This window comes from Enterobacter kobei (assembly GCF_001729765.1).
GTDB lineage: Bacteria > Pseudomonadota > Gammaproteobacteria > Enterobacterales > Enterobacteriaceae > Enterobacter > Enterobacter kobei.
The window spans coordinates 2,095,972-2,119,395 of sequence record NZ_CP017181.1 but is presented as its reverse complement, the minus strand read 5'-3'; the positions used below and the strand labels follow the sequence as shown (position 1 = coordinate 2,119,395).

The 23,424-nt window shown below is 55.3% G+C and carries 21 protein-coding genes and 1 pseudogene; 13 read left to right on the top strand and 9 right to left on the bottom strand.

Annotation, left to right across the window (positions count from 1 at the left end; genetic code table 11):
* Positions 1–82: 82 nt before the first annotated feature.
* Positions 83–253: a protein YdgV gene (locus BFV64_RS26125; protein WP_418251743.1), complete on the bottom strand. Its 171-nt coding sequence runs from the start codon at positions 251–253 to the stop codon at positions 83–85.
* 133 nt (positions 254–386) lie between these two features.
* Here BFV64_RS26125 and BFV64_RS10305 point away from each other — a divergent pair, with 133 nt between their 5' ends.
* Complete coding sequence (locus BFV64_RS10305; protein ID WP_069602031.1) at positions 387–1,421, top strand: AI-2E family transporter; 1,035 nt, start codon at positions 387–389, stop codon at positions 1,419–1,421.
* A gap of 110 nt (positions 1,422–1,531) precedes the next feature.
* On the opposite strand, the gene BFV64_RS10300 is transcribed toward BFV64_RS10305, so the two are convergent.
* A complete protein-coding gene (locus tag BFV64_RS10300; protein WP_069602030.1) occupies positions 1,532–2,557 on the bottom strand; it encodes an LLM class flavin-dependent oxidoreductase in 1,026 nt (341 codons plus the stop codon).
* A 195-nt stretch (positions 2,558–2,752) separates the two neighbouring features.
* On the opposite strand from BFV64_RS10300, the gene BFV64_RS10295 reads away from it, so the two are divergent.
* Positions 2,753–3,646: a PhzF family phenazine biosynthesis protein gene (locus BFV64_RS10295; RefSeq protein ID WP_014883618.1), complete on the top strand. Its 894-nt coding sequence runs from the start codon at positions 2,753–2,755 to the stop codon at positions 3,644–3,646.
* A gap of 77 nt (positions 3,647–3,723) precedes the next feature.
* Complete coding sequence (gene yajD, locus BFV64_RS10290; RefSeq protein WP_006808895.1) at positions 3,724–4,071, top strand: HNH nuclease YajD; 348 nt, start codon at positions 3,724–3,726, stop codon at positions 4,069–4,071.
* Between the two features lie 50 nt (positions 4,072–4,121).
* On the opposite strand, the gene BFV64_RS10285 is transcribed toward yajD, so the two are convergent.
* Positions 4,122–4,889 carry an arylamine N-acetyltransferase family protein gene (locus BFV64_RS10285; RefSeq protein ID WP_023330279.1) on the bottom strand — a complete coding sequence of 256 codons (768 nt, stop codon included), beginning with the start codon at positions 4,887–4,889 and terminating at the stop codon, positions 4,122–4,124.
* Positions 4,890–4,984: 95 nt separating this feature from the next.
* Here BFV64_RS10285 and BFV64_RS10280 point away from each other — a divergent pair, with 95 nt between their 5' ends.
* The 3 genes and pseudogenes from BFV64_RS10280 to uspE all read left to right on the top strand — a co-directional run.
* Positions 4,985–6,421, top strand: a complete 1,437-nt coding sequence (locus BFV64_RS10280) for an aminotransferase-like domain-containing protein (RefSeq protein WP_059371920.1) — start codon at positions 4,985–4,987, stop codon at positions 6,419–6,421.
* Positions 6,422–6,517: 96 nt separating this feature from the next.
* A protein-coding gene (locus tag BFV64_RS10275; RefSeq protein ID WP_223216367.1) for an IS1 family transposase occupies positions 6,518–7,215 on the top strand; the annotation gives its coding sequence in 2 pieces (ribosomal slippage) (positions 6,518–6,767 and positions 6,767–7,215; 699 coding nt in all).
* A 6-nt stretch (positions 7,216–7,221) separates the two neighbouring features.
* Positions 7,222–8,100: pseudogene (uspE, locus tag BFV64_RS10270) on the top strand (universal stress protein UspE); the annotation flags it as partial.
* 40 nt (positions 8,101–8,140) lie between these two features.
* Here the strand turns inward: uspE and BFV64_RS10265 are convergent.
* From BFV64_RS10265 to pntA, 3 genes are all read right to left on the bottom strand, one after another.
* Positions 8,141–9,250, bottom strand: coding sequence for a mechanosensitive ion channel family protein (locus BFV64_RS10265; RefSeq protein WP_069602028.1), 1,110 nt, complete (start codon positions 9,248–9,250; stop codon positions 8,141–8,143).
* A 107-nt stretch (positions 9,251–9,357) separates the two neighbouring features.
* A complete protein-coding gene (pntB, locus tag BFV64_RS10260; RefSeq protein WP_023330269.1) occupies positions 9,358–10,746 on the bottom strand; it encodes a Re/Si-specific NAD(P)(+) transhydrogenase subunit beta in 1,389 nt (462 codons plus the stop codon).
* A 10-nt stretch (positions 10,747–10,756) separates the two neighbouring features.
* The gene (gene pntA / locus BFV64_RS10255; RefSeq protein WP_023330268.1) at positions 10,757–12,286 is read right to left on the bottom strand and encodes a Re/Si-specific NAD(P)(+) transhydrogenase subunit alpha; all 1,530 of its coding nucleotides are present in this window, start codon (positions 12,284–12,286) and stop codon (positions 10,757–10,759) included.
* Between the two features lie 535 nt (positions 12,287–12,821).
* Between pntA and ydgH the strand changes: the two genes are divergently transcribed.
* From ydgH to folM, 3 genes are all read left to right on the top strand, one after another.
* Positions 12,822–13,766, top strand: coding sequence for a DUF1471 family protein YdgH (gene ydgH, locus BFV64_RS10250; protein ID WP_014883599.1), 945 nt, complete (start codon positions 12,822–12,824; stop codon positions 13,764–13,766).
* Between the two features lie 185 nt (positions 13,767–13,951).
* Positions 13,952–15,334: an amino acid permease gene (locus BFV64_RS10245; RefSeq protein ID WP_023330267.1), complete on the top strand. Its 1,383-nt coding sequence runs from the start codon at positions 13,952–13,954 to the stop codon at positions 15,332–15,334.
* Between the two features lie 40 nt (positions 15,335–15,374).
* Positions 15,375–16,097 carry a dihydromonapterin reductase gene (gene folM / locus BFV64_RS10240; protein ID WP_014883597.1) on the top strand — a complete coding sequence of 241 codons (723 nt, stop codon included), beginning with the start codon at positions 15,375–15,377 and terminating at the stop codon, positions 16,095–16,097.
* Here folM and BFV64_RS10235 read toward each other — a convergent pair.
* Complete coding sequence (locus BFV64_RS10235; protein WP_014883596.1) at positions 16,094–16,429, bottom strand: GlpM family protein; 336 nt, start codon at positions 16,427–16,429, stop codon at positions 16,094–16,096. The genes folM and BFV64_RS10235 overlap by 4 nt on opposite strands.
* 128 nt (positions 16,430–16,557) lie before the next feature.
* On the opposite strand from BFV64_RS10235, the gene rstA reads away from it, so the two are divergent.
* From rstA to tus, 4 genes are all read left to right on the top strand, one after another.
* Entirely contained in the window at positions 16,558–17,274 is a 717-nt protein-coding gene (gene rstA, locus BFV64_RS10230) for a two-component system response regulator RstA (RefSeq protein WP_032636775.1), read from the top strand.
* A gap of 237 nt (positions 17,275–17,511) precedes the next feature.
* Entirely contained in the window at positions 17,512–17,772 is a 261-nt protein-coding gene (locus BFV64_RS10225) for a hypothetical protein (RefSeq protein WP_014883594.1), read from the top strand.
* A 75-nt stretch (positions 17,773–17,847) separates the two neighbouring features.
* On the top strand, positions 17,848–19,146 hold the full coding sequence (gene rstB / locus BFV64_RS10220; protein WP_063943061.1) for a two-component system sensor histidine kinase RstB: 1,299 nt from the start codon (positions 17,848–17,850) through the stop codon (positions 19,144–19,146).
* A gap of 73 nt (positions 19,147–19,219) precedes the next feature.
* Complete coding sequence (gene tus, locus BFV64_RS10215) at positions 19,220–20,149, top strand: DNA replication terminus site-binding protein (protein ID WP_050862540.1); 930 nt, start codon at positions 19,220–19,222, stop codon at positions 20,147–20,149.
* Here the strand turns inward: tus and fumC are convergent, their stop codons facing one another.
* Positions 20,150–21,544: a class II fumarate hydratase gene (gene fumC, locus BFV64_RS10210; protein ID WP_069602027.1), complete on the bottom strand. Its 1,395-nt coding sequence runs from the start codon at positions 21,542–21,544 to the stop codon at positions 20,150–20,152. It abuts the gene before it with no gap.
* A 183-nt stretch (positions 21,545–21,727) separates the two neighbouring features.
* Positions 21,728–23,374 carry a class I fumarate hydratase FumA gene (fumA, locus tag BFV64_RS10205; protein ID WP_014883590.1) on the bottom strand — a complete coding sequence of 549 codons (1,647 nt, stop codon included), beginning with the start codon at positions 23,372–23,374 and terminating at the stop codon, positions 21,728–21,730.
* Positions 23,375–23,424: the final 50 nt, after the last annotated feature.

Here is a 23,424-nt window from a genome sequence, read left to right as displayed (position 1 = left end):
CCGCCGCATGCGGCAAACCCAAAAAATATGAAATTAAATCAGACAGCTAAGCGCGTAGCGCCAGCTCAGGCAGAAGAGATAACTATAGGGCGGTGCGCCAGTGTTGCTCACCAGCAACCAGGCAGAAGGAGGTGAAAAATACAGCGGTGTTGTTTAAAGAATACGTCCTGAACAAATTGTCCATAAAATTACAATTATCCGCGTTGTTGCTTCTCGTCTTTGCGGATGAAAATTGTCCTCGGTAGTTAAACACGCCAAATTTGTACCATAAGTCAGGATTTTACTCAAAGTCTTTGCAATTCTTTACCCACGCCGTTTGATTTTGGTTAGTTTATTGCAACGCGTTTCACCTTTATTATAAATAAAAAGCGTATTTCGGAGTCACCATGGCTAAACCCATTATTACCCTGAACGGGTTAAAAATTGTCATCATGCTGGGCATGCTGGTGATCATACTGACGGGCGTGCGATTTGCAGCCGACATTATTGTGCCCTTTATTCTGGCGCTGTTCATTGCGGTGATCCTTAACCCGCTGGTACGGCGCATGACCCGGCTACGCATCCCGCGCGCGCTGGCGATTACCCTGCTCATCAGCGTGATTATTGTTGCGATGGTATTGCTGGTTGCCTATCTCGGTACCTCGCTGAATGAACTGGCGCGCACGTTACCGAAGTACCGATCGTCGCTGGCGATACCGCTGCTGCAGCTTGAACCCTGGCTGCAACGCGCAGGTATTGAAGTCTCGGTTGAGGAACTCCTTAAATATATCGACCCCAATGCGGCCATGACGATCGTCACCAGCCTGCTGGCGCAGCTTTCGAATGCCATGACCTCCATTTTCCTGCTGTTTTTAACGGTGGTGTTTATGCTGCTGGAGGTGCCTCAACTGCCGGCAAAGCTGCAGCAGATAATGGTCCGTCCGGTTGAGGGCATGGGGGCGATTCAACGCGCGCTGGACAGCGTTTCACGCTATCTGGTGCTGAAAACCGCCATCAGCCTGGTCACCGGGCTCGTGGTCTGGGTGATGCTGCTGGCGCTGGACGTCCGCTTCGCGTTCGTCTGGGGATTACTGGCCTTCGCGCTCAACTACATTCCCAACATCGGTTCCGTGCTGGCAGCGATCCCCCCTATCCTTCAGGTGCTGGTTTTCAGCGGGCTGTATGATGCGCTGGTTCTGCTGGCCGGATATCTGGCCATTAACCTGCTGTTCGGCAATATTCTTGAGCCACGGATGATGGGACGCGGGCTGGGGCTATCCACATTGGTCGTCTTTTTGTCTTTGATTTTCTGGGGCTGGCTGCTCGGTCCCGTCGGTATGCTGCTCTCCGTTCCGCTGACCATCATTGTGAAGATTGGTCTGGAACAGACCGAGGGCGGACAAAGCATCGCCGTGCTGCTGAGCGATATGAGCCAGAAATAGCGCTGACAGGAGGAATGTATAGATCCTCCTGTCTTCGCGATAAGCGCCCGAATAGTTACAAATGAAGATTCACGCCACGTGCGGCGACGGGGCTTATCCCAGCGCGTCGACTACTCGCGCCAGCCCATTGCCGGTGCGACATGTTTGAGAATGGACTCAATCACATGCGCATTGTAATCCACACCGAGCTGGTTCGGTACGGTCAACAATAACGTATCCGCTTCAGCAATCGCCTCGTCTTTTTTCAGCTGTTCGATAAGCTTGTCCGGCTCCGCGGCATAGCTGCGTCCGAAGATCGCGCGCGTTTTCTCGTCAAGATACCCCACGCTATCGCTGTCGTTGCGGCTGGCACCGAAGTACATCCGGTCACGGTCGTCCATCAGGGCAAAAATACTGCGGCTGACCGACACGCGCGGCTCACGCGTATGCCCTGACTCTTTCCACGCCTGGCGGTACGCGCGGATCTGTTTTGCCTGCTGAATATGGAACGGCTCACCGGTTTCATCGTCTTTCAGCGTAGAACTTTGCAGATTCATGCCGAGCTTAGCGGCCCATACTGCGGTCGCATTCGAACCGGCGCCCCACCAGATACGCTCGCGCAGCCCTTCGGAATAGGGTTCCAGTCGCAGCAGCCCCGGTGGATTCGGAAACATCGGCTGTGGATTCGGCTTCGCAAATCCTTCGCCGCGCAGAACCTCAAGCAGCACCTCGGTATGACGGCGTGCCATATCTGATTCGTTTTCCCCTTCCTGCGGGACATAGCCGAAATGACGCCAGCCATCAATGACCTGCTCCGGGGAGCCCCGGCTGATGCCAAGCTGCAAACGACCGCCGGAAATCAGATCCGCCGCACCGGCATCCTCGGCCATGTACATCGGGTTTTCATAGCGCATATCAATCACGCCGGTACCGATCTCGATGGTTTTCGTTTTGGCCCCAATTGCGGCCAGCAGAGGGAACGGAGAGCTCAGCTGACGAGCAAAGTGGTGCACGCGAAAATAGGCGCCGTCCGCCCCCAGCTCTTCGGCCGCTACGGCCAGGTCGATGGACTGCAGCAGGGTGTCTGCTGCCGAGCGCGTGCCGGACTGCGGAGAAGGCGTCCAGTGACCAAACGATAAAAAGCCGATCTTTTTCATAATCCTGTGTCCTGATAATGCGTTGCGTTCTCCCTACTGTACGCATTACCTGTGGAGAATAAATGGCGTTTCTTTAACGGAATGATTCAAATAAATTGATTGAAATTTTTTCAGGTCCGTCGGGTGAAAAACGGCTGGTTATCGGTTTGATTTAACGTTACATCTCTATATCAGGACTTTTATATCGGACAGAGAATGAAAAGACGCTATGTTGTTGCGGATGTTTTTACTGATACTCCGTTTCTGGGTAACCCTGTTGCCGTCGTACTCGATGCTCAAGGCATGAACAAAGCACAAATGCAGCAGGTCGCCGTTGAATTTGGCTACAGCGAAACCACGTTCGTTTTGCCGCCAGACAATCCTTCCCATACAGCACGCGTGCGAATCTTTACGCCCTCGCGCGAGATCCCCTTCGCCGGGCACCCGAATGTTGGAACGGCTTACGTGCTTGCCCATTACGCCGCGATGAATCATCAGCGCCTGCCTGATACGCTACACTTCGAGGAAATAGCCGGTGTGGTGCCCGTTCGCCTCTTGCGCGACAACGATACGGTCACTGGCGCAGAACTCCTGGTGCCTGAGGCACTCTCGTGCCGCTCTGAAGTCAGCCCGGAAAGCGTGGCTGCCTGCTTATCCCTGAACACGGAAGATATCCGTACCGAGGTACATAGGCCTGTGGTCGCGTCGGTAGGTCTGCCCTTTCTGATAGCCGAGCTGGCTTCTCGTGAGGCGCTTCGTCGATGCGTGCCGAATTTACAGGGTTTTCGCGCGACTTTACCGCTGGATGGCGCCGTTTCCCTCTACGCCTACACCCTGGATACGAATGCTGATGAACCTCATGATGTGCAGGCCCGCATGTTTACTCCCCGCATGACAGAAGATCCTGCCACAGGCAGCGCGACTGCCGCTGCGACAGCGCTGCTGGCGTTGCACCGCAATAAAACGACGCTTAACCTTAACGTCAGTCAGGGCGTTGATATGGGACGAGCAAGCGTGCTGTTCGCGGGATACGATGCCTCGTCGGGAGAGGCGGTGGTTCGCGTTGGCGGAAATTGCGTGATGACGCTTGAAGGCACATTCTCGCTCTAGCGGAGGAAGGTCCTGTACATTTACCGTGCCTGATGGGATATATTGGCACACTATTTTTATCACAGGTAAAACCAGCAATGGCTCTGATCCCCAAAAACTACGCGAGACTTGAAAGTGGCTATCGCGAAAAAGCGTTAAAAATCTATCCCTGGGTATGCGGACGCTGCTCGCGCGAGTTTGTCTATTCCAATCTGCGCGAACTGACGGTTCACCATATCGATCACGACCATACCAACAACCCGGAAGATGGCAGTAACTGGGAGCTGTTGTGCCTGTTTTGCCACGATCACGAACATTCGAAATACACCGAAGCGGATCAGTACGGTACCACCGTGGTCGCCGGGGAAGACGCGCAAAAAGACGTGGGCGTCGCCACGTTTAACCCGTTTGCCGATTTAAAAGCGATGATGAACAAGAAGAAGTAATGCTTCAACCGCGGTGCGGGAGGCTCAGGGGGCACAGGCCCCCTTCTGCTTTACGCCGCGATCAACGCAAAACGCTCTTTCAGAATACGGGGGATGTCGTCCTCCGCCAGCTGCCGGGTTTCCGTGCCCTTCGCCGTAATGGTTTTCAGCATATCCCCCAGTAAAATCTCGCGTCCCTCCGGTCGATGCTGCACCACCACACGCTTCTGCACAAAAATGGCATCCGGGTGCGTGGAGTTAAGGTAGTTGGCCGGAACGAAATCAATCCACTCCTGTGGCGTGAGATCAAAGCCGTACTGACGGGCCCATTCTCCCGCCACCTTCGCCTGAAGCAGATATTCGCCCTCAGCGCTGCGGCTAAGCCGGAACGTGTCAAAATCCTGTGCGATATCAACATCAAGCGTGTCCAGAGCCATTGGCGCACGAATGCCATAGCTGCCAAACCCGAGGTCGCAAAGCCACTGTCGGCTCTCCACCTCAGCAATTAACGCCATATGGGTTTTTGGCCGCCGTACGGGGTAGAACATCGGGCGTGCCGCCACAAAACGGTAAGGAATACCTAACGCCTCCAGCGCCATGGCAAACAACCCGTTCACCTCATAGCAGTAGCCGCCGCGCCCCGGTGTTAACAGCTTATCGGCAATATCGTCAGGTGCCAGCGAGACAATTTTCCCCGCCTGTACATCCAGATTTTCAAACGGGATTGCAAAAAGCTGATGACGCATAAGCGCATGCAGGGTACCCGTATCGGCAGCCGCGGGGCCAGTGTAGTTTATGCGTTTGAAATACGTGGAAATATCAAAATTATCGCTGTGCATAATGCCTCCTTGTCCTGAACATGTCGGACACTATAGATGGCGTGCATTATTGGCTGTATAGTCAGTTTTATCGAAAATTAGCCTGAACAGATACCATGTCTGCCCCATCCCCGTCCTCTCCTCACTATCGCCGTATTGCGGATATGCTGCGTCTTACAATTACGTCTGGCGCGTTGCGAGCCGGTGACAAGATCATCTCCGCGCGTAAACTGGCCGAACGCGAGCATGTCAGTCTTCCGACGGCGCTTGAAGCGCTGCGCTGCCTTGAGGCCGAGGGGCTGATTGTTGCACGTCCGCGTTCAGGTTATTACATCCACCAGACAAGCCTTCCGCAGCCTGTGGAGCCTTCTCGTTCTCCGCCAGGCCCGGTTCCCGTCACCCTGTCGGCTATGGCCCGGTCGCTGTTCAGCAGTTCAGAAGCCCGTCTGGTGCCTCTGGGTGCAGCCCTTCCCGATCCTGCTTGGCTGCCGGGCGAGACGCTACAGCGGGCGTTGCACTCCGCGGGCCGACGTCTGGACGCGCACGGTCAGAGCTATAGCCTGCCGCCGGGAAGGCGTGATTTGCGAAGCAAGATTGCCGCGCGTTCTGCACAGTGGGGGGCCCGTTTCAGCGCGGATGACCTTATTATCACCGCAGGTGCGACGCAGGCGTTGCGCCTTGCGCTACGAGCCGTGTGCCAGCCCGGTGATGTGGTGGCGATTGAGCAGCCAGCCTACTTTGGTACGCTCCTGCTGCTGGAGGATTTGGGTCTGAAGGCCTTATCGATCCCCACCGATCCTGTTGAGGGCCTGCTGCTGGAACCGCTGGCGGACGCCATTCGGTGCCACCGCCCGGCCGCCGTTCTGGCCTCCCCTACGGTGCAAAACCCTTTGGGCGCCAGTATGCCCGTCACGCGTAAGCAGGAACTCGTTGCCCTGCTTGACGCGGCAGATATTCCTCTCATTGAAGATGATGTTTACGGCGATCTTGTCGGCGAGGGACAACGTCCCCCAGCCTGTAAAGCGTTCGACCAGAGTGGAAATGTCATTTATTGCAGCTCCCTGTCTAAAACGCTTGCGCCCGGCTGGCGAATCGGCTGGATTGCCGCCGGACGCTACTTTCCGCAGGTTTTACAGGCCCGCATGGCCGGAGACTGGGCAGGCGCTCCGCTGCTGGAAGCCGCAACGAGCGAAGTCCTGGCGAGCGGCGATTACGATCGCCATCTGCGGCGGCTCAAGCGTCGCGTTGCGGAGGGAATAGACGCCGTCGTGGCGCGAGTCGAGGCAAGTTTTCCTCCCGGCACGCGTGTTAACGCGCCCGCCGCGGGTTACTTGCTGTGGATAGAACTTCCTTTGCAGGTCAACGCGCTGGAGGTACATCGTCGCGCGCTGGCGCTGGGTATTGGCGTCAGCCCCGGCCCGCTGTTTTCCCCTGCCGCAGAGCTGTCTCACTTTTTGCGGCTAAACTGCGCAAACGAACCGACGCCCCGCCTGCTGAATGCCGTGGAGCGGATTGGGGCGCTGTGTTATGAACTGGCGGATGCGCGGCCGTGACGGTCTGCGGTCCTTTTTCACAAATTGAGGATTGCGCGCTCGGTAATGGTGCCAACTTACTGATTTAGTGTACGATGGTGTTTTTGAGGTGCTCCCGTGGCTTCCATCTCCATCAGTTGTCCCTCCTGCTCAGCTACTGAAGGCGTGGTGCGTAACGGTAAAAGTACTGCCGGACATCAGCGCTATCTCTGCTCTCACTGCCGTAAAACATGGCAGCTACAGTTCACTTACACCGCCTCTCAGCCCGGTACACACCAGAAAATCATTGATATGGCCATGAATGGTGTTGGATGCCGGGCAACCGCCCGCATTATGGGCGTTGGCCTCAACACGATTTTACGTCACTTAAAAAACTCAGGCCGCAGTCGGTAACCTCGCGCATACAGCCGGGCAGTGATGTGATTGTCTGCGCTGAAATGGACGAACAGTGGGGCTACGTCGGTGCTAAATCACGTCAGCGCTGGCTGTTTTACGCGTATGACAGGATACGGAGGACGGTTGTGGCGCACGTCTTCGGTGAACGCACTCTGGCCACACTGGAGCGTCTTCTGAGCCTGCTGTCGGCCTTTGAGGTCGTGGTATGGATGACGGATGGCTGGCCGCTGTATGAATCCCGCCTGAAGGGAAAGCTGCACGTAATCAGCAAGCGTTACACTCAGCGAATTGAGCGGCATAACCTGAATCTGAGACAACATCTGGCAAGGCTGGGACGGAAGTCACTGTCGTTCTCAAAATCGGTGGAGCTGCATGACAAGGTCATCGGGCATTATCTGAACATAAAACACTATCAGTAAGTTGGAGTCATTACCCATCAACGGATTGGCGGCAAAATCAAAGCGTTTTTGCCGATCTATGACTTCTCGTATGAGATGACCACCCTTCTGTCGCCTGACGAGCGCACCGCTATGCGTCAGGGCGTCATCAGTCAGCGTACCGCGTGGATCCGTGAACAGGCGAAGTATTACCTTGAAGCGGGGGTTCCTATTGATATCAAAGTGGTCTGGCATAACCGACCTTTTGAAGCCATTATCCAGGAAGTCGTTGCCGGTGGACACGACCTGCTGCTGAAGATGGCGCACCAGCACGACAAGCTGGAATCCGTGATCTTCACCCCAACCGACTGGCACTTGCTGCGTAAATGCCCTTGCCCGGTCTGGATGGTGAAAGACCAGCCGTGGCCGGAGGGCGGGAAAGCCGTAGTGGCGGTAAACCTCGCCAGCGAAGAGGATTATCATAATTCACTCAACGAGAAGCTGGTGAAGGAAACCATCCAGCTCGCTGACCAGGTCAATCACACTGAAGTGCATCTGGTGGGCGCCTATCCAGTCACCCCAATCAATATCGCCATTGAGTTGCCTGAATTTGACCCCAGCGTCTATAACGACGCCATTCGCGGCCAGCATTTGCTGGCCATGAAAGCGCTGCGCCAGAAGTTCAGCATTGACGAGAACATGACGCACGTAGAGAAAGGGCTGCCTGAAGAGGTGATCCCGGATTTAGCAGAACATTTGCAGGCCGGGATTGTGGTCCTGGGGACCATTGGCCGGACCGGTATTTCTGCCGCGTTCCTCGGCAATACCGCCGAACAGGTGATCGACCATCTGCGCTGTGACCTGCTGGTCATTAAGCCAGATGAGTTCCAGACGCCGATTGAGCTGGACGATCCGGAAGACGATTAATATAACCCTGTCAGCCCGCCGCTCCGGCGGGCTTTTTTTTTCAGCTCTCCATCACCGGCTTCGGCTGTTCACCCGGCTCATCCTGCATCCACGGCGCGTGCAATACCATGCTCGGCAGTGCCAGCTTAATCTCCTGAGCATTCAGCCCTTCAAGAATACGGATATTGATCTCCTGCTGGATATCCATGTATTTGTTGTAATCCGCGGTATTGACGATATGAACGACTTCAAACGTCAGACGGTCGCGGTCAAATCCGAGAAAATGGGCACGATCGAATTTTGTCTCACCCACATCGGTGATGATTTGCCTGACCATATCCCCCACGTAGCGCAGCTTATCGGGCGGCGTGTCGCTGGCCACGCCAAAGGTAAAGACGATACGACGTGTCTGCATACGTTTGTAGTTGTGGAGTGTTTGCTGGAGCAAAATGGCGTTGCCGCAGACGATCTGCTCCCCGCTCAGGCTGCGTATGCGGGTCGTTTTAAGGCCAATGTGCTCTACCGTCCCCGCCACGTCGTTGAACACCACAAAATCACCAATTTCAAACGGCTTATCAAAACCAATGGACAGGGAGGCAAACACGTCGCTCAGGATCGTTTGTACGGCGAGAGCGATGGCAATCCCCCCCACCCCAAGGCTGGCAACCAGAGCAGTGATGTTGACGCCCGCGTTAGCAAGAATAGACAGCAGCATCACTGACCAGACAATGGCACGGAGAATAAGCCCCGTGATCACCAGCGTAACCGGATTTTTATGACTTCCCGGTGCCAGCATGACGTGACGTAGCCACGACACAACGCCCTGATCCATCCACAGTGCCACCTGAATCGCGAAAACCAGGAACCAGGCATGGCTGACCGTGCCAAAAAGATGATCGGGTAAGTCAACAAAACGCAGGCTGAACAGAAGTGCTACGACAAAAAGCAGGATCCGACTCGTCCTGTTAAGCATATCGCTCAGGATAAAACGCATCCAGTTGGTGGTCGGGTGTTTGTCGCCCCAGGTGGTGATCCCTTTCTTAACGAACGCGATCAGGCGCGTCAGCAGCCAGTACACCAGCAGCGTGACAAAGACAACCGTGGCGACGCCTACCCAAAATGTCGGCGTCATCATCAACGCGATGATGTCGAAGCGGGACAGAAATTGCATTACACCTCCTCGTCTTACACAAAGGGTAAAGTATAGACAGAGGAGAAAAGCTGACCGCAGAAATAAGAAAACCGCCCCGAAGAGCGGTTTGTCAGGGTGAAGCGAAATTACAGTGCTTTCAGAATCGCATCCACGCTGGCTTTGGCGTCGCCAAACAGCATGTGGGTGTTCTCTTTGAAGAACAGCGGGTTCTGCACGCCAGCATAGCCGGTGTTCATGGAGCGTTTGAAGACAATCACGTTCTGCGCCTTCCATACTTCCAGAACCGGCATACCCGCGATTGGGCTGCGCGGATCGTCCTGCGCCGCCGGGTTAACGGTGTCGTTAGCACCAATGACCAGCACGGTGTCGGTATCGGCGAAATCATCGTTGATCTCGTCCATCTCCAGCACGATGTCGTAAGGCACTTTCGCTTCCGCCAGCAGCACGTTCATGTGGCCTGGCAGACGTCCCGCCACCGGGTGAATACCAAAGCGAACCTTGATCCCACGCGCGCGCAGCTTCTCAGTAATTTCTGCGACCGGATACTGCGCCTGCGCCACCGCCATGCCATAGCCCGGGGTGATAATGACCGAGTGCGAGTTTTTCAGCATCTCTGCGGTATCTTCCGCGCTGATCTCACGGTGCTCACCCACTTCTTCATCAGAACCGGTAGAGGAGCCATCAGAACCAAATCCCCCGGCGATAACGCTGATAAACGAACGATTCATCGCCTTACACATGATGTAAGACAGGATCGCACCAGATGAACCCACCAGCGCACCGGTGACGATCAGCAGGTCGTTGCTCAGCATAAAGCCTGCCGCCGCCGCCGCCCAACCGGAGTAGGAGTTCAGCATGGAGACCACCACCGGCATATCCGCACCACCGATAGACGCCACCAGGTGCCAGCCAAATGCCAGCGCGATGAGGGTCATCACCAGTAATGCCAGCACCTGCAGGCCCACGCTTTCGGTACGCACGAAGATGACCATCAGTACAAACGATACCACCAGCGCCGCCAGGTTCAGCTTGTGACGGTTTGGCAGCATCAGCGGTTTAGACGAAATCTTACCGCGCAGTTTGCCGAACGCCACAATTGAGCCGGTGAAGGTCACCGCACCAATAAAGATGCCGAGGAACACTTCGGTCAGGTGAATGTTGACCAGAATCGGTTCCAGACCCGGTTCGTGATACAGGTAGCTGTTGAAGCCCACCAGCACGGCCGCCAGACCCACAAAGCTGTGCAGAATAGCAACCAGCTCCGGCATCTCGGTCATTTCAACGCGTTTCGCCAGGCGAATACCGATCGCGCCGCCGATGATCATCGCCACCAGGATCCACGCCACGTTGCCGGTGTCCGGCCCGAAGATGGTGGCGATCAGCGCAATCGCCATCCCGGCGATACCAAAGTTATTCCCCTGCTGAGACGTTTCGTGTTTGGAAAGCCCCGCCAGACTGAAAATAAACAGGATTGCAGCAACAATGTATGCGGCTGTGACTAATCCTCCAGACATATGCTACCCCTTAGCCTTTACGAAACATTTTCAGCATGCGCTGAGTCACGGTGAAACCACCGAAAATATTGATACTGGCGATCAGCACCGCAATAAAGCTCAGGAAGCTGATCCAGCCGCCGTGACCAATCTGCAGTAACGCCCCGACCACGATAATCCCGGAGATGGCGTTGGTTACCGACATCAGCGGCGTGTGCAACGCGTGGGAGACGTTCCACACCACGTAGTAACCGACCACGCAGGAGAGCGCGAAGACGGTAAAGTGGCCGAGGAACTCTTTCGGCGCGACGTCAGCCAGCCAGCCGAACAGGATAATGACCAGCGCCATGATGGCGTATTTACGCCATGGAGACGCCGGTTTAGCGGGTTCTTTTGGCTCTGGCGCCGCTTTCGGCGCGGCCTGAGGCTGAGCAGAAACCTGAATCGGCGGTGCCGGCCAGGTGATTTCACCATCACGGACAACGGTAACACCGCGCACCACGACATCGTCGAAATCAACGGTGACGTTTCCGTCTTTCTCTTTGCACAGCAGCTTCAGCAGGTTAACCAGGTTGGTGCCGTACAGCTGAGACGACTGCGTTGGCAGGCGGCCTGGCAGATCGGTATAGCCGATCACCTTCACGCCGTTGGCGGTGGTCGTCACCTGATTAGCAACGGTGTACTCACAGTTACCGCCGTTTTGCGCCGCCAGGTCGACAATCACGCTGCCCGGCTTCATGGAATCCACCATCTCACGGGTGATAAGCTTCGGCGCAGGTTTACCCGGAATCAGCGCGGTGGTCACAATAATGTCGACATCTTTCGCCTGAGCGGCGAAGAGTTCCATTTCGGCTTTGATAAAGGCTTCGGACATGACTTTCGCGTAACCGTCACCGCTGCCCGCTTCTTCCTTGAAGTCCAGCTCAAGGAATTCGGCACCCATACTCTGGACCTGTTCCTTCACCTCCGGACGGGTATCAAATGCGCGCACGATAGCGCCGAGGCTGTTTGCCGCACCGATTGCGGCAAGCCCTGCCACACCCGCACCAATCACCATGACTTTTGCCGGAGGGACTTTCCCCGCCGCGGTGATCTGACCGGTAAAGAAGCGTCCAAATTCGTGAGCCGCTTCCACAATCGCGCGATAACCCGCAATGTTAGCCATGGAGCTTAAGGCATCCAGCGACTGCGCGCGCGAAATGCGCGGCACGGAGTCCATCGCCATCACGGTCACGCCACGTGCAGCCAGCTTCTCCATAAGCGCTGGATTTTGCGCAGGCCAGATGAAGCTCACCAGCGTGGTGCCCGGATTCAGGAGCGCAATCTCACTCTCTTCCGGTGCGTTAACCTTCAGAATAACCGGCGACTGCCAGACTTCAGCACCGTCCACCACTTCCGCACCCGCCTGGATAAAGGCCTCGTCATCGAAACTCGCCAGTTTGCCTGCGCCGCTTTCAACCGCGACGGTAAAACCCAGCTTAAGCAGTTGCTCCACCGTTTTCGGTGTTGCCGCTACGCGGGTTTCATTGGCTAACCGTTCTTTTGGTACCCCAATACGCATAGTTTTCCCTTCCATCGGTTTTTGATGATGGTTTGTCGATAAATGCCCGCGGTTTGTATCAATTTTCGCCATTCTCATAGCGATGAGAGATGATTAACCCCGGAAAATAAAACAGTAACAAACTGTCTATAACCTACTGAAAATAGCGCCCGTGATCTACCGCCAGAAAACACTATTTCTTACTTTATCTGTGAAAAATAAGCGATCGGCGTCACTGACAGTGATATTTACCTTAAATTCATCGCCAGAACCGATAAATAGCGCAAGCGAAGCGGTAAAAACATGATATAGCGCCATAAGAGAACAAGTTATTAACATTAAATTAACTTGTAAAAGTCATATGCTTTATCAGTTTTACTTGTCAAACGCCTGTTTTTTCAACATATCACTAAATGTTATCGAATTCGTTAATTCAGTGAGCACAGGCAGTGAAAAATGGCGCAGACAGCGACGGGTTTTAAATGCCATAATCGGGGCCGTCTCAAATTAACAACAATACCAGTACATGGTTTGCGCAAGGCGAAGGATTATTTTTATGAAGCTTAAGAACACACTCCTGGCGTCCGCACTTCTCTGTGCGACCGCCCTGTCTGCGAATGCCGCAACAGAGTTAACGCCAGAGCAAGCGGCAGCGTTAAAACCTTTTGACCATACGGTCATTGTGGGTCGTTATAATTCTATTGGCGATGCCGTCGCCGCCGCATCAAAAGCCGCTGATAAAAACGGGGCGGCCTCGTTTTACGTTGTTGACCAGTCTGATTATGGCAACAGCGGCAACCAGCGCGTAACCATTGCGCTGTATAAAGACAATGCGCCAAAAGCAGACGCACCGAAAAACCGTGTGATTAACGGTATCGTTGAGCTGCCAAAAGATCAGGCAATTGAGCTGGAACCGTACGACACCGTTACCGTTCAGGGCTTCTATCGCAGCCAGCCTGAAGTGAACGATGCCATCACCAAAGCCGCGAAAGAGAAAGGGGCCTACTCGTTCTATATCGTGCGCCAGGTGGATGCTAACCAGGGCGGCAACCAGCGTATTACCGCATTCATCTATAAAGAAGATGCGAAGAAACGCGTTCTGCAGAGCCCGGATGCCATCCCTGCTGACTCCGAAGCGGGTCGCGCGGCGATAGCGAAAGGCGGCGAAGAAGCGAAGAAAGTTGAAATTCCAGGCGTAGCGACGACTGCTGCGCCAAGCGCTGAAGTGGGCCGTTTCTTTGAAACGCAATCCACGAAAGGTGGCCGCTATTCCGTGACGCTGCCAGACGGCACCAAAATTGAAGAGCTGAACAAAGCCACTGCTGCACAGATGGTGCCGTTCGACAGCATCAAGTTTACCGGCAACTACGGCAACATGACGGAAGTCTCTTACCAGGTCGCGAAGCGTGCGGCGAAGAAAGGGGCGAAGTATTACCATATCACCCGCCAGTGGCAGGAACGTGGTAACAACGTGACCATCAGCGCCGATCTGTACAAGTAACAAAATCATTGACCAAAGGCGGCGCAACGCCGCCTTTTTTTGTTACTTTTTTCGAATTTCTGCCACACATCATTGCATGCTTTCGTGACACTCCGTAAAATCCCGCGCCTTAGTGTAATCCACCATTTTTATGCGCCGCAGCGAAATAATTATTCTGGATTGGGACTTTTCATAACAGGAAGCCAATGGAAAAGAAACTTGGCCTGAGTGCTCTGACTGCACTCGTTTTAAGCTCAATGCTGGGTGCGGGCGTATTCAGTTTACCGCAGAACATGGCTGCCGTCGCAAGCCCCGCCGCGTTACTCATCGGCTGGGGGATTACCGGCGTCGGGATATTGCTGCTGGCGTTCGCCATGCTGCTGCTCACCCGCATTCGCCCCGATCTGGACGGCGGTATTTTCACCTATGCGCGTGAAGGATTTGGCGAGCTGATCGGCTTCTGCTCCGCCTGGGGCTACTGGCTGTGCGCGGTGATCGCCAACGTCTCCTATCTGGTGATCGTTTTCTCAGCGCTCAGCTTCTTTACCGATACGCCTGAACTGCGTCTGTTTGGTGACGGCAATACCTGGCAGTCAATTGTCGGTGCCTCGGTGCTGCTCTGGGTAGTTCACTGGCTGATTTTGCGCGGCGTCCAGACCGCCGCCAGCATCAACCTGGTGGCAACGCTGGCGAAACTGGTGCCGCTCGGCCTGTTTATCGTACTGGCCTTTATTGCATTTCGTCTTGATGTGTTTACGCTTGATTTCAGCGGCATTGCGCTGGGCGTTCCGGTCTGGGAGCAGGTGAAAAACACGATGCTGATCACCCTGTGGGTATTCATCGGCGTTGAGGGGGCAGTCGTGGTCTCTGCCCGCGCGCGTAACAAACGTGATGTGGGCCGTGCCACGCTGCTGGCCGTCCTGGCGGCGCTGGGCGTGTATCTGCTGGTCACGCTGCTGTCGCTGGGCGTGGTGGCGCGTCCTGAACTGGCCGAAATGCGTAACCCATCAATGGCCGGGCTGATGGTGAAAATGCTTGGCCCGTGGGGTGACGTTGTGATTGCCGCGGGATTGATCGTCTCCGTCTGTGGCGCGTACCTGAGCTGGACCATCATGGCGGCTGAAGTGCCGTTCCTGGCCGCGACGCACAAAGCGTTTCCACGCCTGTTTGCCCGTCAAAACCAAAATAATGCCCCTTCAGCGTCTCTCTGGCTGACCAATATTAGCGTTCAGGTCTGTCTGGTGCTGATCTGGCTCACAGGTTCAGACTATAACACCCTGCTGACCATCGCCTCAGAGATGATTCTGGTACCCTATTTCTTAGTGGGCGCGTATTTGTTAAAAATCGCCACGCGTCCGGCGCATTATATCGTGGGTATCGGGGCCTGTATTTACGGTCTGTGGTTGTTGTATGCTTCCGGGCCTATGCATCTGCTGCTGTCGGTAGTGCTGTATGCGCCGGGTCTGCTGGTGTTTATCTACGCCCGCCGCACGCATCAGCTGGAGAACGCGCTGAGACGGCGTGAGATGGCCTTAATCGGACTGTTACTGGTTGCTGCCGTTCCGGCAACCTGGATGTTAATGGGATAGCCCTCGTCTTTCCCATTGTTGAACTGTAAAGGAGAATACGATGGGAAATACACCGCTTCGCCCAATACTGATCACGGGTGGAGGCCGCCGTATCGGCCTCGCCCTCGCCCATCATTTTCTCAACCTTCGCCATCCGGTCATTGTCAGTTACCGTACGGAATACCCGTCAATTGAGGGTTTGCGCAAAGCCGGAGCCGTCTGTATTCAGGCCGATTTTTCCACTGATGAGGGCATTCTGGCCTTTGCGGAGAAAGTGAAAGCCACCACCACGGGGTTGCGCGCCGTGATCCATAACGCCAGCGCCTGGCGGGCCGAGAAACCCGGCACGTCACTCAGCGAAACGCTCTCCGCGATGCTGCAGATCCACGTCAATGCCCCTTATCTGCTTAACCACGCCCTGCAGGATCTGCTGCGTGGCCATGGTCATGCTGCGGGGGACATTATTCACTTCACCGACTATGTAGTGGAACGCGGCAGCGACAAGCACATCGCCTATGCGGCCAGTAAAGCCGCGCTGGATAACATGACGCGTTCGTTCGCCCGCAAGCTCGCGCCTGAGGTGAAGGTGAATGCCATCGCTCCGGCGATGATTTTATTTAATGAAAACGATGATGCGGAGTATCGCCAGCAGGCGCTCAATAAGTCGCTCATGAAAATAGCCCCAGGCGAGAAAGAGGTGATCGACCTTGTGGATTACCTGCTCACCAGTTGCTATGTCACCGGCAGAACCTTTGCCGTGGACGGCGGACGCCCGTTACGCTAGTGAAAGCGGCTCCAGAAGAAAATTAACACCCAGGCGCTGAGCCCCCAGCAAACCACTGCCCCGCCCAGCGCCAGGGGAAGCCGTAGAAAACCGGTGAAATACCATAACGAAAGCAGGTAGAGAAAATAGGGGATGATAGACCACATACCAAACACAATGGTGGTGCGTAGCGCCTCGGTTCCCCTTTCAGACGCCACAATATAATGGGCAATAAGCGCAAAGGTCGGGAACAGCGGGATCAGCCCGGCAATATAGTAGTTTTTGGTTTTTGCCAGAATGCCTATCAGTAACACCACCAGCGCTCCCAGCGCCGCTTTGATCACCAGCCCCATACTATTTCCTATAACAATCAAATAACAATATGAGCCAGAATAACGGAAGCGGCGTTAATTTTGAAAGATTAATGGAAGGTTAAGGTTCCGCGGTGTATGTTGGCTTTTTTCACGAAAACAGACGTTGTATGAATAAGATTGTTTATGTTGAAGACGAACCCGAAGTCGGGCAGTTGATCGCCGCCTATCTGGGCAAACATGATATGGACGTCATTGTTGAGCCTCGCGGCGATCGGGCCGAAGAGGTGGTCGTCCGTGAAAACCCGGACCTGGTGCTGCTGGATATCATGTTGCCTGGCAAAGACGGCATGACCCTCTGCCGCGACCTGCGCGCCCGCTGGGAAGGTCCTATCGTGTTGCTCACCTCTCTGGACAGCGATATGAACCATATCCTGTCGCTGGAGATGGGTGCCAACGATTACATTCTGAAAACCACACCGCCTGCCGTTCTGCTTGCCCGTCTGCGCCTGCATTTGCGCCAGCACGCAAGTGTCGAACGCGAATCGCCCGCCCCCTCTCTGACGCCGCACAAAGCGATGCGTTTTGGTACGCTGTCTATCGATCCGATCAACCGCCAGGTGCTGCTTTCCGGCGAGCTTATCGCCCTCTCCACCGCCGACTTTGACCTGCTGTGGGAACTGGCAACGCATGCCGGGCAAATCATGGACCGTGACGCGCTGCTGAAAAACCTGCGTGGCGTGAGCTATGACGGCATGGACCGCAGCGTCGACGTTGCGATTTCGCGCCTGCGCAAAAAGTTGCAGGATAATGCCACCGAGCCCTACCGCATTAAAACCGTGCGTAACAAAGGTTATCTGTTTGCCCCGCACGCCTGGGAAACCTGATTACGCTCACCGGCTAACCAAACATGCTCGAAATGAAGGCATTACACCGCGATGCCTTCTCTTTCTCGCGTTTAATTACCCGTTTGCGCAACAAATACTTGCTAAGCACGCTATCTAATCCATAATTAAAGTTCAATTGTCTCTTCTTCAGGCCGCACCGGCCCCGCTACCTGCTTACACCTGTTCCGCACATTCCCTCCCATGAAATCTTGAAGTGAGGATTTAAGCCTATGAAATATGTATAGCTACCATGAAGTAGAAGCCATCAAAACCAATCTTGAATGGATTGTTAATCAGCTAACCTTTAAGCAATCCTCCCCCTCAGGTACCGACCTAAAAGCGCTCTTTGACCTGCTGGAACTGATTCAGTCTTACGAAATGCTCCTGGACTTAATCAGGGACTTCGGAACGGACGTGATTGATACGCACATTGCGGAAGGCTTGGCCGTCACGGAAAAACTCATCGCCAAGGTCAAAAGAAGTGCGCACGCAATGTAAGAGGCGTCACAGACATGAAAACAGGTGAGGTTTTTCATGTATATTCTGCCTATCGCGTTTTTCCGGTGAGATGGAATGAAAAAGCTGTTTGTGCAGTTTTATCTTTTACTGTTTGTCTGCTTCCTGGTCATGACTATGCTGGTCGGGCTGGTCTATAAATTTACCGCCGAACGTGCGGGCAGGCAGTCGCTGGACGATTTGATGAAAAGCTCGCTGTATCTGATGCGGAGCGAACTCAGAGAGATCCCGCCGCACGACTGGGCGAACACCCTCAAAGAACTCGATCTGAACCTGTCATTTGATTTACGCATCGAGCCATTAAAAGATTTCGAGTTAGATCCGCCTGCAATGCAGCGCCTGCGCGATGGCGATATCGTGGCGCTGGATGAGAAATACACCTTTATCCAGCGTATTCCGCGCAGCCATTATGTGCTGGCTGTCGGGCCGGTTCCTTATCTCTATTATCTTCACCAGATGCGCCTGCTGGACATGGCGTTGATGGCCTTTATCGCCATTTCGCTCGCGTTTCCGGTCTTTATCTGGATGCGTCCCCACTGGCAGGACATGCTGAAGCTGGAATCCGCCGCACAGCGTTTTGGCGAGGGGCATTTCACCGAGCGCATTCACTTCGACAGCGGTTCCAGCTTTGAACGACTGGGCGTGGCCTTTAACCAGATGGCCGATAACATCAATGCCCTGATCGCCAGTAAAAAACAGCTAATCGACGGTATTGCCCACGAGCTGCGCACGCCACTGGTTCGCCTGCGTTATCGTCTGGAGATGAGCGAGAATCTGACAGAAGCGGAGTCACTCGCGCTAAACCGCGATATTGGTCAGCTTGAAGCGCTGATTGAGGAGCTGCTCACCTACGCGCGCCTCGACCGCCCACAAAACGAGCTGAACCTCAGTACGCCAGATCTGCCCGCCTGGCTGCAAACCCATATTGATGATGTCCAGAGCGTGAATCCGCAACGCACGCTGTTGACGCGCGTCACGCCCGGCGATTACGGCGCGCTCGATATGCGGCTGATGGAGCGCGTGCTTGATAACCTGCTGAACAATGCCATGCGCTACAGCGAAAGTACGCTACAGATTGGACTGGATTTGCAGGGTAACCAGGCAAGCCTGACAGTTGAAGACGATGGACCGGGAATTGCCCCGGAAGCACGAGAAACCGTATTTGAACCGTTTGTCCGCCTCGATCCCAGCCGCGATCGCGCCACCGGCGGGTGCGGACTGGGGCTGGCCATTGTTTACTCTATTGCGCAGGCCATGGGCGGCACGGTGCATTGTGAGGAGAGCGAACTCGGCGGCGCACGCTTCTGCTTTAACTGGCCGGTGTACCATAACATCGCCCTTCCCGTCCCGGTCTGACCTTAACCGCACGCTGGCCTGACCCGGCGTGCTGTGCTATATGATAAGTATGTTGTAACTAATGAGAGTGTTTATGGCAACCTACGATCTCATCGAACGGCTGAACAGCACGTTCCGCGAAATAGAACACGAATTGCTGACGCTGACCGCGCGTTTACAGACCTGCCGCCTGCTGGCCGCGCGCGTCTTTACCCTGCCCGATATCGCCAAAGGCGCGGAGCACGATCCGCTCGACGCCATTGAGGTGAAGCAGCATATCGGCAGCGCCGCGCTTGAGCTGGCCCTGAAGCACTACCGCCACCTTTTTATTCAGCAGCAGTCGGAACAGCGCAGCAGCAAGGCGGCCGTGCGCCTGCCGGGCGTGATCTGCCTGCAAACCGATGCCACCACGCGCGAGGCGCTGGAAAACCAGATTGCGCATATCAACGCCCTGAAAGCAACGTTTGAGAAGATTGTGACCGAAGAGTCCGGCCTCGCTCCGGCCGCCCGGTTTGAGTGGGTGCACCGCCAGCTTCCGGGATTAATTACCCTTAATGCCTACCGCACGCTGACCGTACTGCGTCACCCCGCCACGCTGCGCTTCGGCTGGGCGAATAAGCACATCATTAAAAACTTCACCCGGGATGAGGTGCTGGCGCAGCTGGAAAAAAGTCTTAAGGCACCGCGTACCGTTGCACCGTGGTCGCGTGAACAGTGGATTGAGCGTCTGGAGCAGGAGTATCACAGCATCGCCTCGTTACCGGCGGATACGCGCCTCAAAATTAAGCGTCCGGTAAAGGTGCAGCCTATCGCTCGCGTCTGGTATTCCGGTCAGCAAAAACAGGTACAATATGCCTGCCCGACGCCGCTGATTGCGCTTTATGATGCCGATCAGGGTGCCATCGTGCCGGATATTGGTGAGCTGCTGAATTACGACGCTGAAAATGTTCAGCACCGTTATCGGCCTCAGGCGCAGCCGCTACAGCTGATTATTCCGCGGCTGCACCTGTATGTGGCGGGATGATTATTTCAGACTGCCGACCATCGCTTCCGGGCGAACCCAGGCGTCAAATTCCGCCTCCGTTAGATAACCCAGCGCCAGAGCGGCAGCTTTCAGCGTTAGCCCCTCTTTGTGCGCCTTTTTGGCGATCTCGGCGGCCTTGTCGTAGCCGATATGGGTATTGAGTGCGGTGACCAGCATCAGAGACTCATTCAGCAGCTGGCTGATGCGCTCGCGGTTTGGCTCTATGCCCACCGCACAATGCTCGTTAAAGCTCTCCATCCCGTCGGCCAGCAGACGAACAGATTGCAGCACGTTGTGAATCACCATAGGACGATAGACGTTCAGCTCGAAGTTGCCGGACGCGCCGCCCAGGTTAACCGCCACGTCGTTGCCCATCACCTGACAGCAGAGCATGGTCATGGCTTCGCACTGGGTCGGGTTGACTTTACCCGGCATGATAGAGCTGCCCGGCTCGTTTTCCGGAATGCTGATTTCACCGATACCGCAGCGCGGCCCTGAGGCCAGCCAGCGGACGTCGTTGGCAATTTTCATCAGCGAAGCCGCCAGACCTTTCAGCGCGCCGTGGGTGTGAACCAGCGCATCGCAGGTCGCCAGCGCTTCGAATTTATTGGGCGCCGTGACGAATGGCTGTCCGGTAATGGCCGCAAGCTCCTTCGCCACGCGCACCGCGTACTCAGGATGCGTATTTAACCCGGTACCGACCGCCGTGCCACCGAGCGCCAGCTCCGCCAGATGGGGCAAACTGTTCTCGATATGCTTCAGGTTATGTTCCAGCATCGCCACCCAGCCGGAAATCTCCTGACCGAGCGTCAGTGGCGTAGCGTCCTGAAGGTGAGTACGGCCAATTTTAACGATGTCGCGGAAGGCCTGCGCTTTCTCGTTGAGCGTGGTTTTGAGCACTTTGAGCTGCGGAATAAGCTGCTCGCGGATCGCGATCACCGCCGCTACGTGCATCGCCGTCGGGAAGACGTCGTTGGAACTCTGGCTTTTGTTAACGTCATCGTTCGGGTGGATCTTACGCTCCATGCCGCGCACGCCGCCCAGCAGTTCACTTGCCCGGTTCGCCAGCACTTCGTTCATGTTCATGTTGCTTTGGGTACCGGAACCGGTTTGCCAGATGGCGAGGGGAAATTCGTCGGGATGTTTACCGGCCAGCACTTCGTCGGCGGCATTAATGATCGCGGTGGCTTTATCTGCGCCCAGCAGGCCTAAATCCTGGTTTACTTTTGCCGCTGCACGTTTGGTGAGTGCCAGCGCCTGAATCAGCGAGACGGGCATTTTTTCGGTCGAAATGCGGAAGTGCTCCAGCGAACGCTGGGTTTGCGCGCCCCATAGCTTGTCAGCCGGAACCTCGATTGCGCCCATAGAGTCTTTCTCATGGCGTACCGTTGTCATTACTTTCTCCTTGATAACACTGTCGGGATTGCTCACATGCTTAAGAGATAAGTATTGATGACTTCTGAGAAACGATATGGCGCTTTGTGCGCTCTTCTTGGTGTCGGGTGGCGGCTACGCCTTACCCGACCTACGAGAATGTAGGCCGGGTAAGCGTCAGCGCCACCCGGCATTTTCTTCAGACTACTTCACACACGCTGAACACTGGGACGACTGGATTTGCTTGAAGAAGTCGTTACCTTTGTCATCCACCAGGATAAACGCCGGGAAATCTTCCACTTCAATTTTCCAGATGGCTTCCATACCCAGTTCCGGGTATTCCACGCATTCCAGGCTCTTGATACTGCCCTGCGCAAGGACCGCCGCCGGGCCGCCGATGCTGCCAAGGTAGAAACCGCCATGCTTATGGCATGCGTCCGTTACCTGCTGGCTACGGTTGCCTTTTGCCAGCATGATCATGCTGCCGCCGTTGGCCTGCAGCTGGTCAACGTAGGAGTCCATACGGCCCGCCGTGGTAGGACCTAACGAGCCGGAAGCATAGCCTTCAGGCGTTTTGGCCGGTCCTGCGTAGTAAATCGGGTGATCTTTAATGTACTGCGGCAGCCCTTCACCGTTATCCAGACGCTCTTTCAGCTTCGCGTGCGCAATGTCACGGCCGACGATAATCGTGCCGTTCAGAGAGAGGCGAGTCGACACCGGGTACTGAGAAAGCTGGGCCAGGATCTCTTTCATCGGACGGTTAAGGTCAACGCGAACCGCTTCCCCCTCACCCGCTTTACGCAGTTCTTCCGGGATGTATTTGCCTGGGTTGTTTTCCAGTTTTTCGATCCAGATGCCTTCGCGGTTGATCTTCGCCTTGATGTTGCGATCCGCAGAGCAGGAAACGCCCATGCCGACCGGGCAGGATGCACCGTGACGCGGCAGACGGATCACGCGCACGTCGTGAGCAAAGTATTTACCGCCAAACTGTGCGCCGAGCCCCAGGTTACGCGCTTCTTCCAGTAGCTCCTGCTCAAGCTGCACGTCGCGGAATGCCTGGCCGTGTTCATTACCTTCCGTTGGCAGACCGTCATAGTATTTGGTTGAGGCCAGTTTGACGGTTTTCAGCGTGCTCTCAGCCGAGGTACCGCCAATCACAAACGCGATGTGGTACGGCGGGCATGCAGCCGTACCGAGAGTACGCATTTTCTCGACCAGGTAGTTCTTCAGCTTGCCCGGGGTGAGCAGCGCTTTGGTTTCCTGGTAGAGATAGGTTTTGTTGGCCGAACCGCCGCCTTTGGCGATGCAGAGGAATTTGTACTCATCACCGTCGACGCTGTAGAGATCTATCTGTGCGGGCAGGTTGGTGCCGGTGTTGACCTCTTTGTACATATCCAGCGCCGCGTTTTGCGAGTAGCGCAGGTTATCTTCGGTATAGGTGTTGTAAACACCGTGGGCCAGCGCCGCTTCATCACCGCCGCCGGTCCAGACGCGCTGGCCTTTTTTACCAACGATAATCGCCGTGCCGGTGTCCTGACAGGTTGGCAGAATGCCTTTCGCCGCGATATCGGAGTTACGCAGGAACTGCAGGGCAACGTATTTATCGTTCTCGCTGGCTTCCGGGTCGCTCAGAATATCGGCTACCTGCTGCTGATGCGCAGGACGGAGCATAAACGAAGCGTCGTGGAAAGCGTGCTGCGCCAGCAGCGTCAGCGCCTGCGGATCCACCTTAAGGATCTCTTGACCTTCAAACTCAGAAACGGAGACGTGATCGCGGGTTAACAGGTAATACTCGGTCTGATCCTTACTGAGGGGGAAAGGATCCTGATAATGGAAGGGTTTATTCGACATTGTTCTCTCACTTACTGCTTCGGTCTGTTTATTCAGGGCAGATGTTCCGC

Bases quoted from the DNA above. Each gene is read 5' to 3' on its own strand.
- BFV64_RS10305 (WP_069602031.1), top strand. From the start codon at position 387: ATGGCTAAACCCATTATTACCCTGAACGGGTTAAAAATTGTCATCATG.
- BFV64_RS10300 (WP_069602030.1), bottom strand. From the start codon at position 2,557: ATGAAAAAGATCGGCTTTTTATCGTTTGGTCACTGGACGCCTTCTCCG.
- BFV64_RS10295 (WP_014883618.1), top strand. From the start codon at position 2,753: ATGAAAAGACGCTATGTTGTTGCGGATGTTTTTACTGATACTCCGTTT.
- yajD (WP_006808895.1), top strand. From the start codon at position 3,724: ATGGCTCTGATCCCCAAAAACTACGCGAGACTTGAAAGTGGCTATCGC.
- BFV64_RS10285 (WP_023330279.1), bottom strand. From the start codon at position 4,889: ATGCACAGCGATAATTTTGATATTTCCACGTATTTCAAACGCATAAAC.
- BFV64_RS10280 (WP_059371920.1), top strand. From the start codon at position 4,985: ATGTCTGCCCCATCCCCGTCCTCTCCTCACTATCGCCGTATTGCGGAT.
- BFV64_RS10265 (WP_069602028.1), bottom strand. From the start codon at position 9,250: ATGCAATTTCTGTCCCGCTTCGACATCATCGCGTTGATGATGACGCCG.
- pntB (WP_023330269.1), bottom strand. From the start codon at position 10,746: ATGTCTGGAGGATTAGTCACAGCCGCATACATTGTTGCTGCAATCCTG.
- pntA (WP_023330268.1), bottom strand. From the start codon at position 12,286: ATGCGTATTGGGGTACCAAAAGAACGGTTAGCCAATGAAACCCGCGTA.
- ydgH (WP_014883599.1), top strand. From the start codon at position 12,822: ATGAAGCTTAAGAACACACTCCTGGCGTCCGCACTTCTCTGTGCGACC.
- BFV64_RS10245 (WP_023330267.1), top strand. From the start codon at position 13,952: ATGGAAAAGAAACTTGGCCTGAGTGCTCTGACTGCACTCGTTTTAAGC.
- folM (WP_014883597.1), top strand. From the start codon at position 15,375: ATGGGAAATACACCGCTTCGCCCAATACTGATCACGGGTGGAGGCCGC.
- BFV64_RS10235 (WP_014883596.1), bottom strand. From the start codon at position 16,429: ATGGGGCTGGTGATCAAAGCGGCGCTGGGAGCGCTGGTGGTGTTACTG.
- rstA (WP_032636775.1), top strand. From the start codon at position 16,558: ATGAATAAGATTGTTTATGTTGAAGACGAACCCGAAGTCGGGCAGTTG.
- BFV64_RS10225 (WP_014883594.1), top strand. From the start codon at position 17,512: ATGTATAGCTACCATGAAGTAGAAGCCATCAAAACCAATCTTGAATGG.
- rstB (WP_063943061.1), top strand. From the start codon at position 17,848: ATGAAAAAGCTGTTTGTGCAGTTTTATCTTTTACTGTTTGTCTGCTTC.
- tus (WP_050862540.1), top strand. From the start codon at position 19,220: ATGGCAACCTACGATCTCATCGAACGGCTGAACAGCACGTTCCGCGAA.
- fumC (WP_069602027.1), bottom strand. From the start codon at position 21,544: ATGACAACGGTACGCCATGAGAAAGACTCTATGGGCGCAATCGAGGTT.
- fumA (WP_014883590.1), bottom strand. From the start codon at position 23,374: ATGTCGAATAAACCCTTCCATTATCAGGATCCTTTCCCCCTCAGTAAG.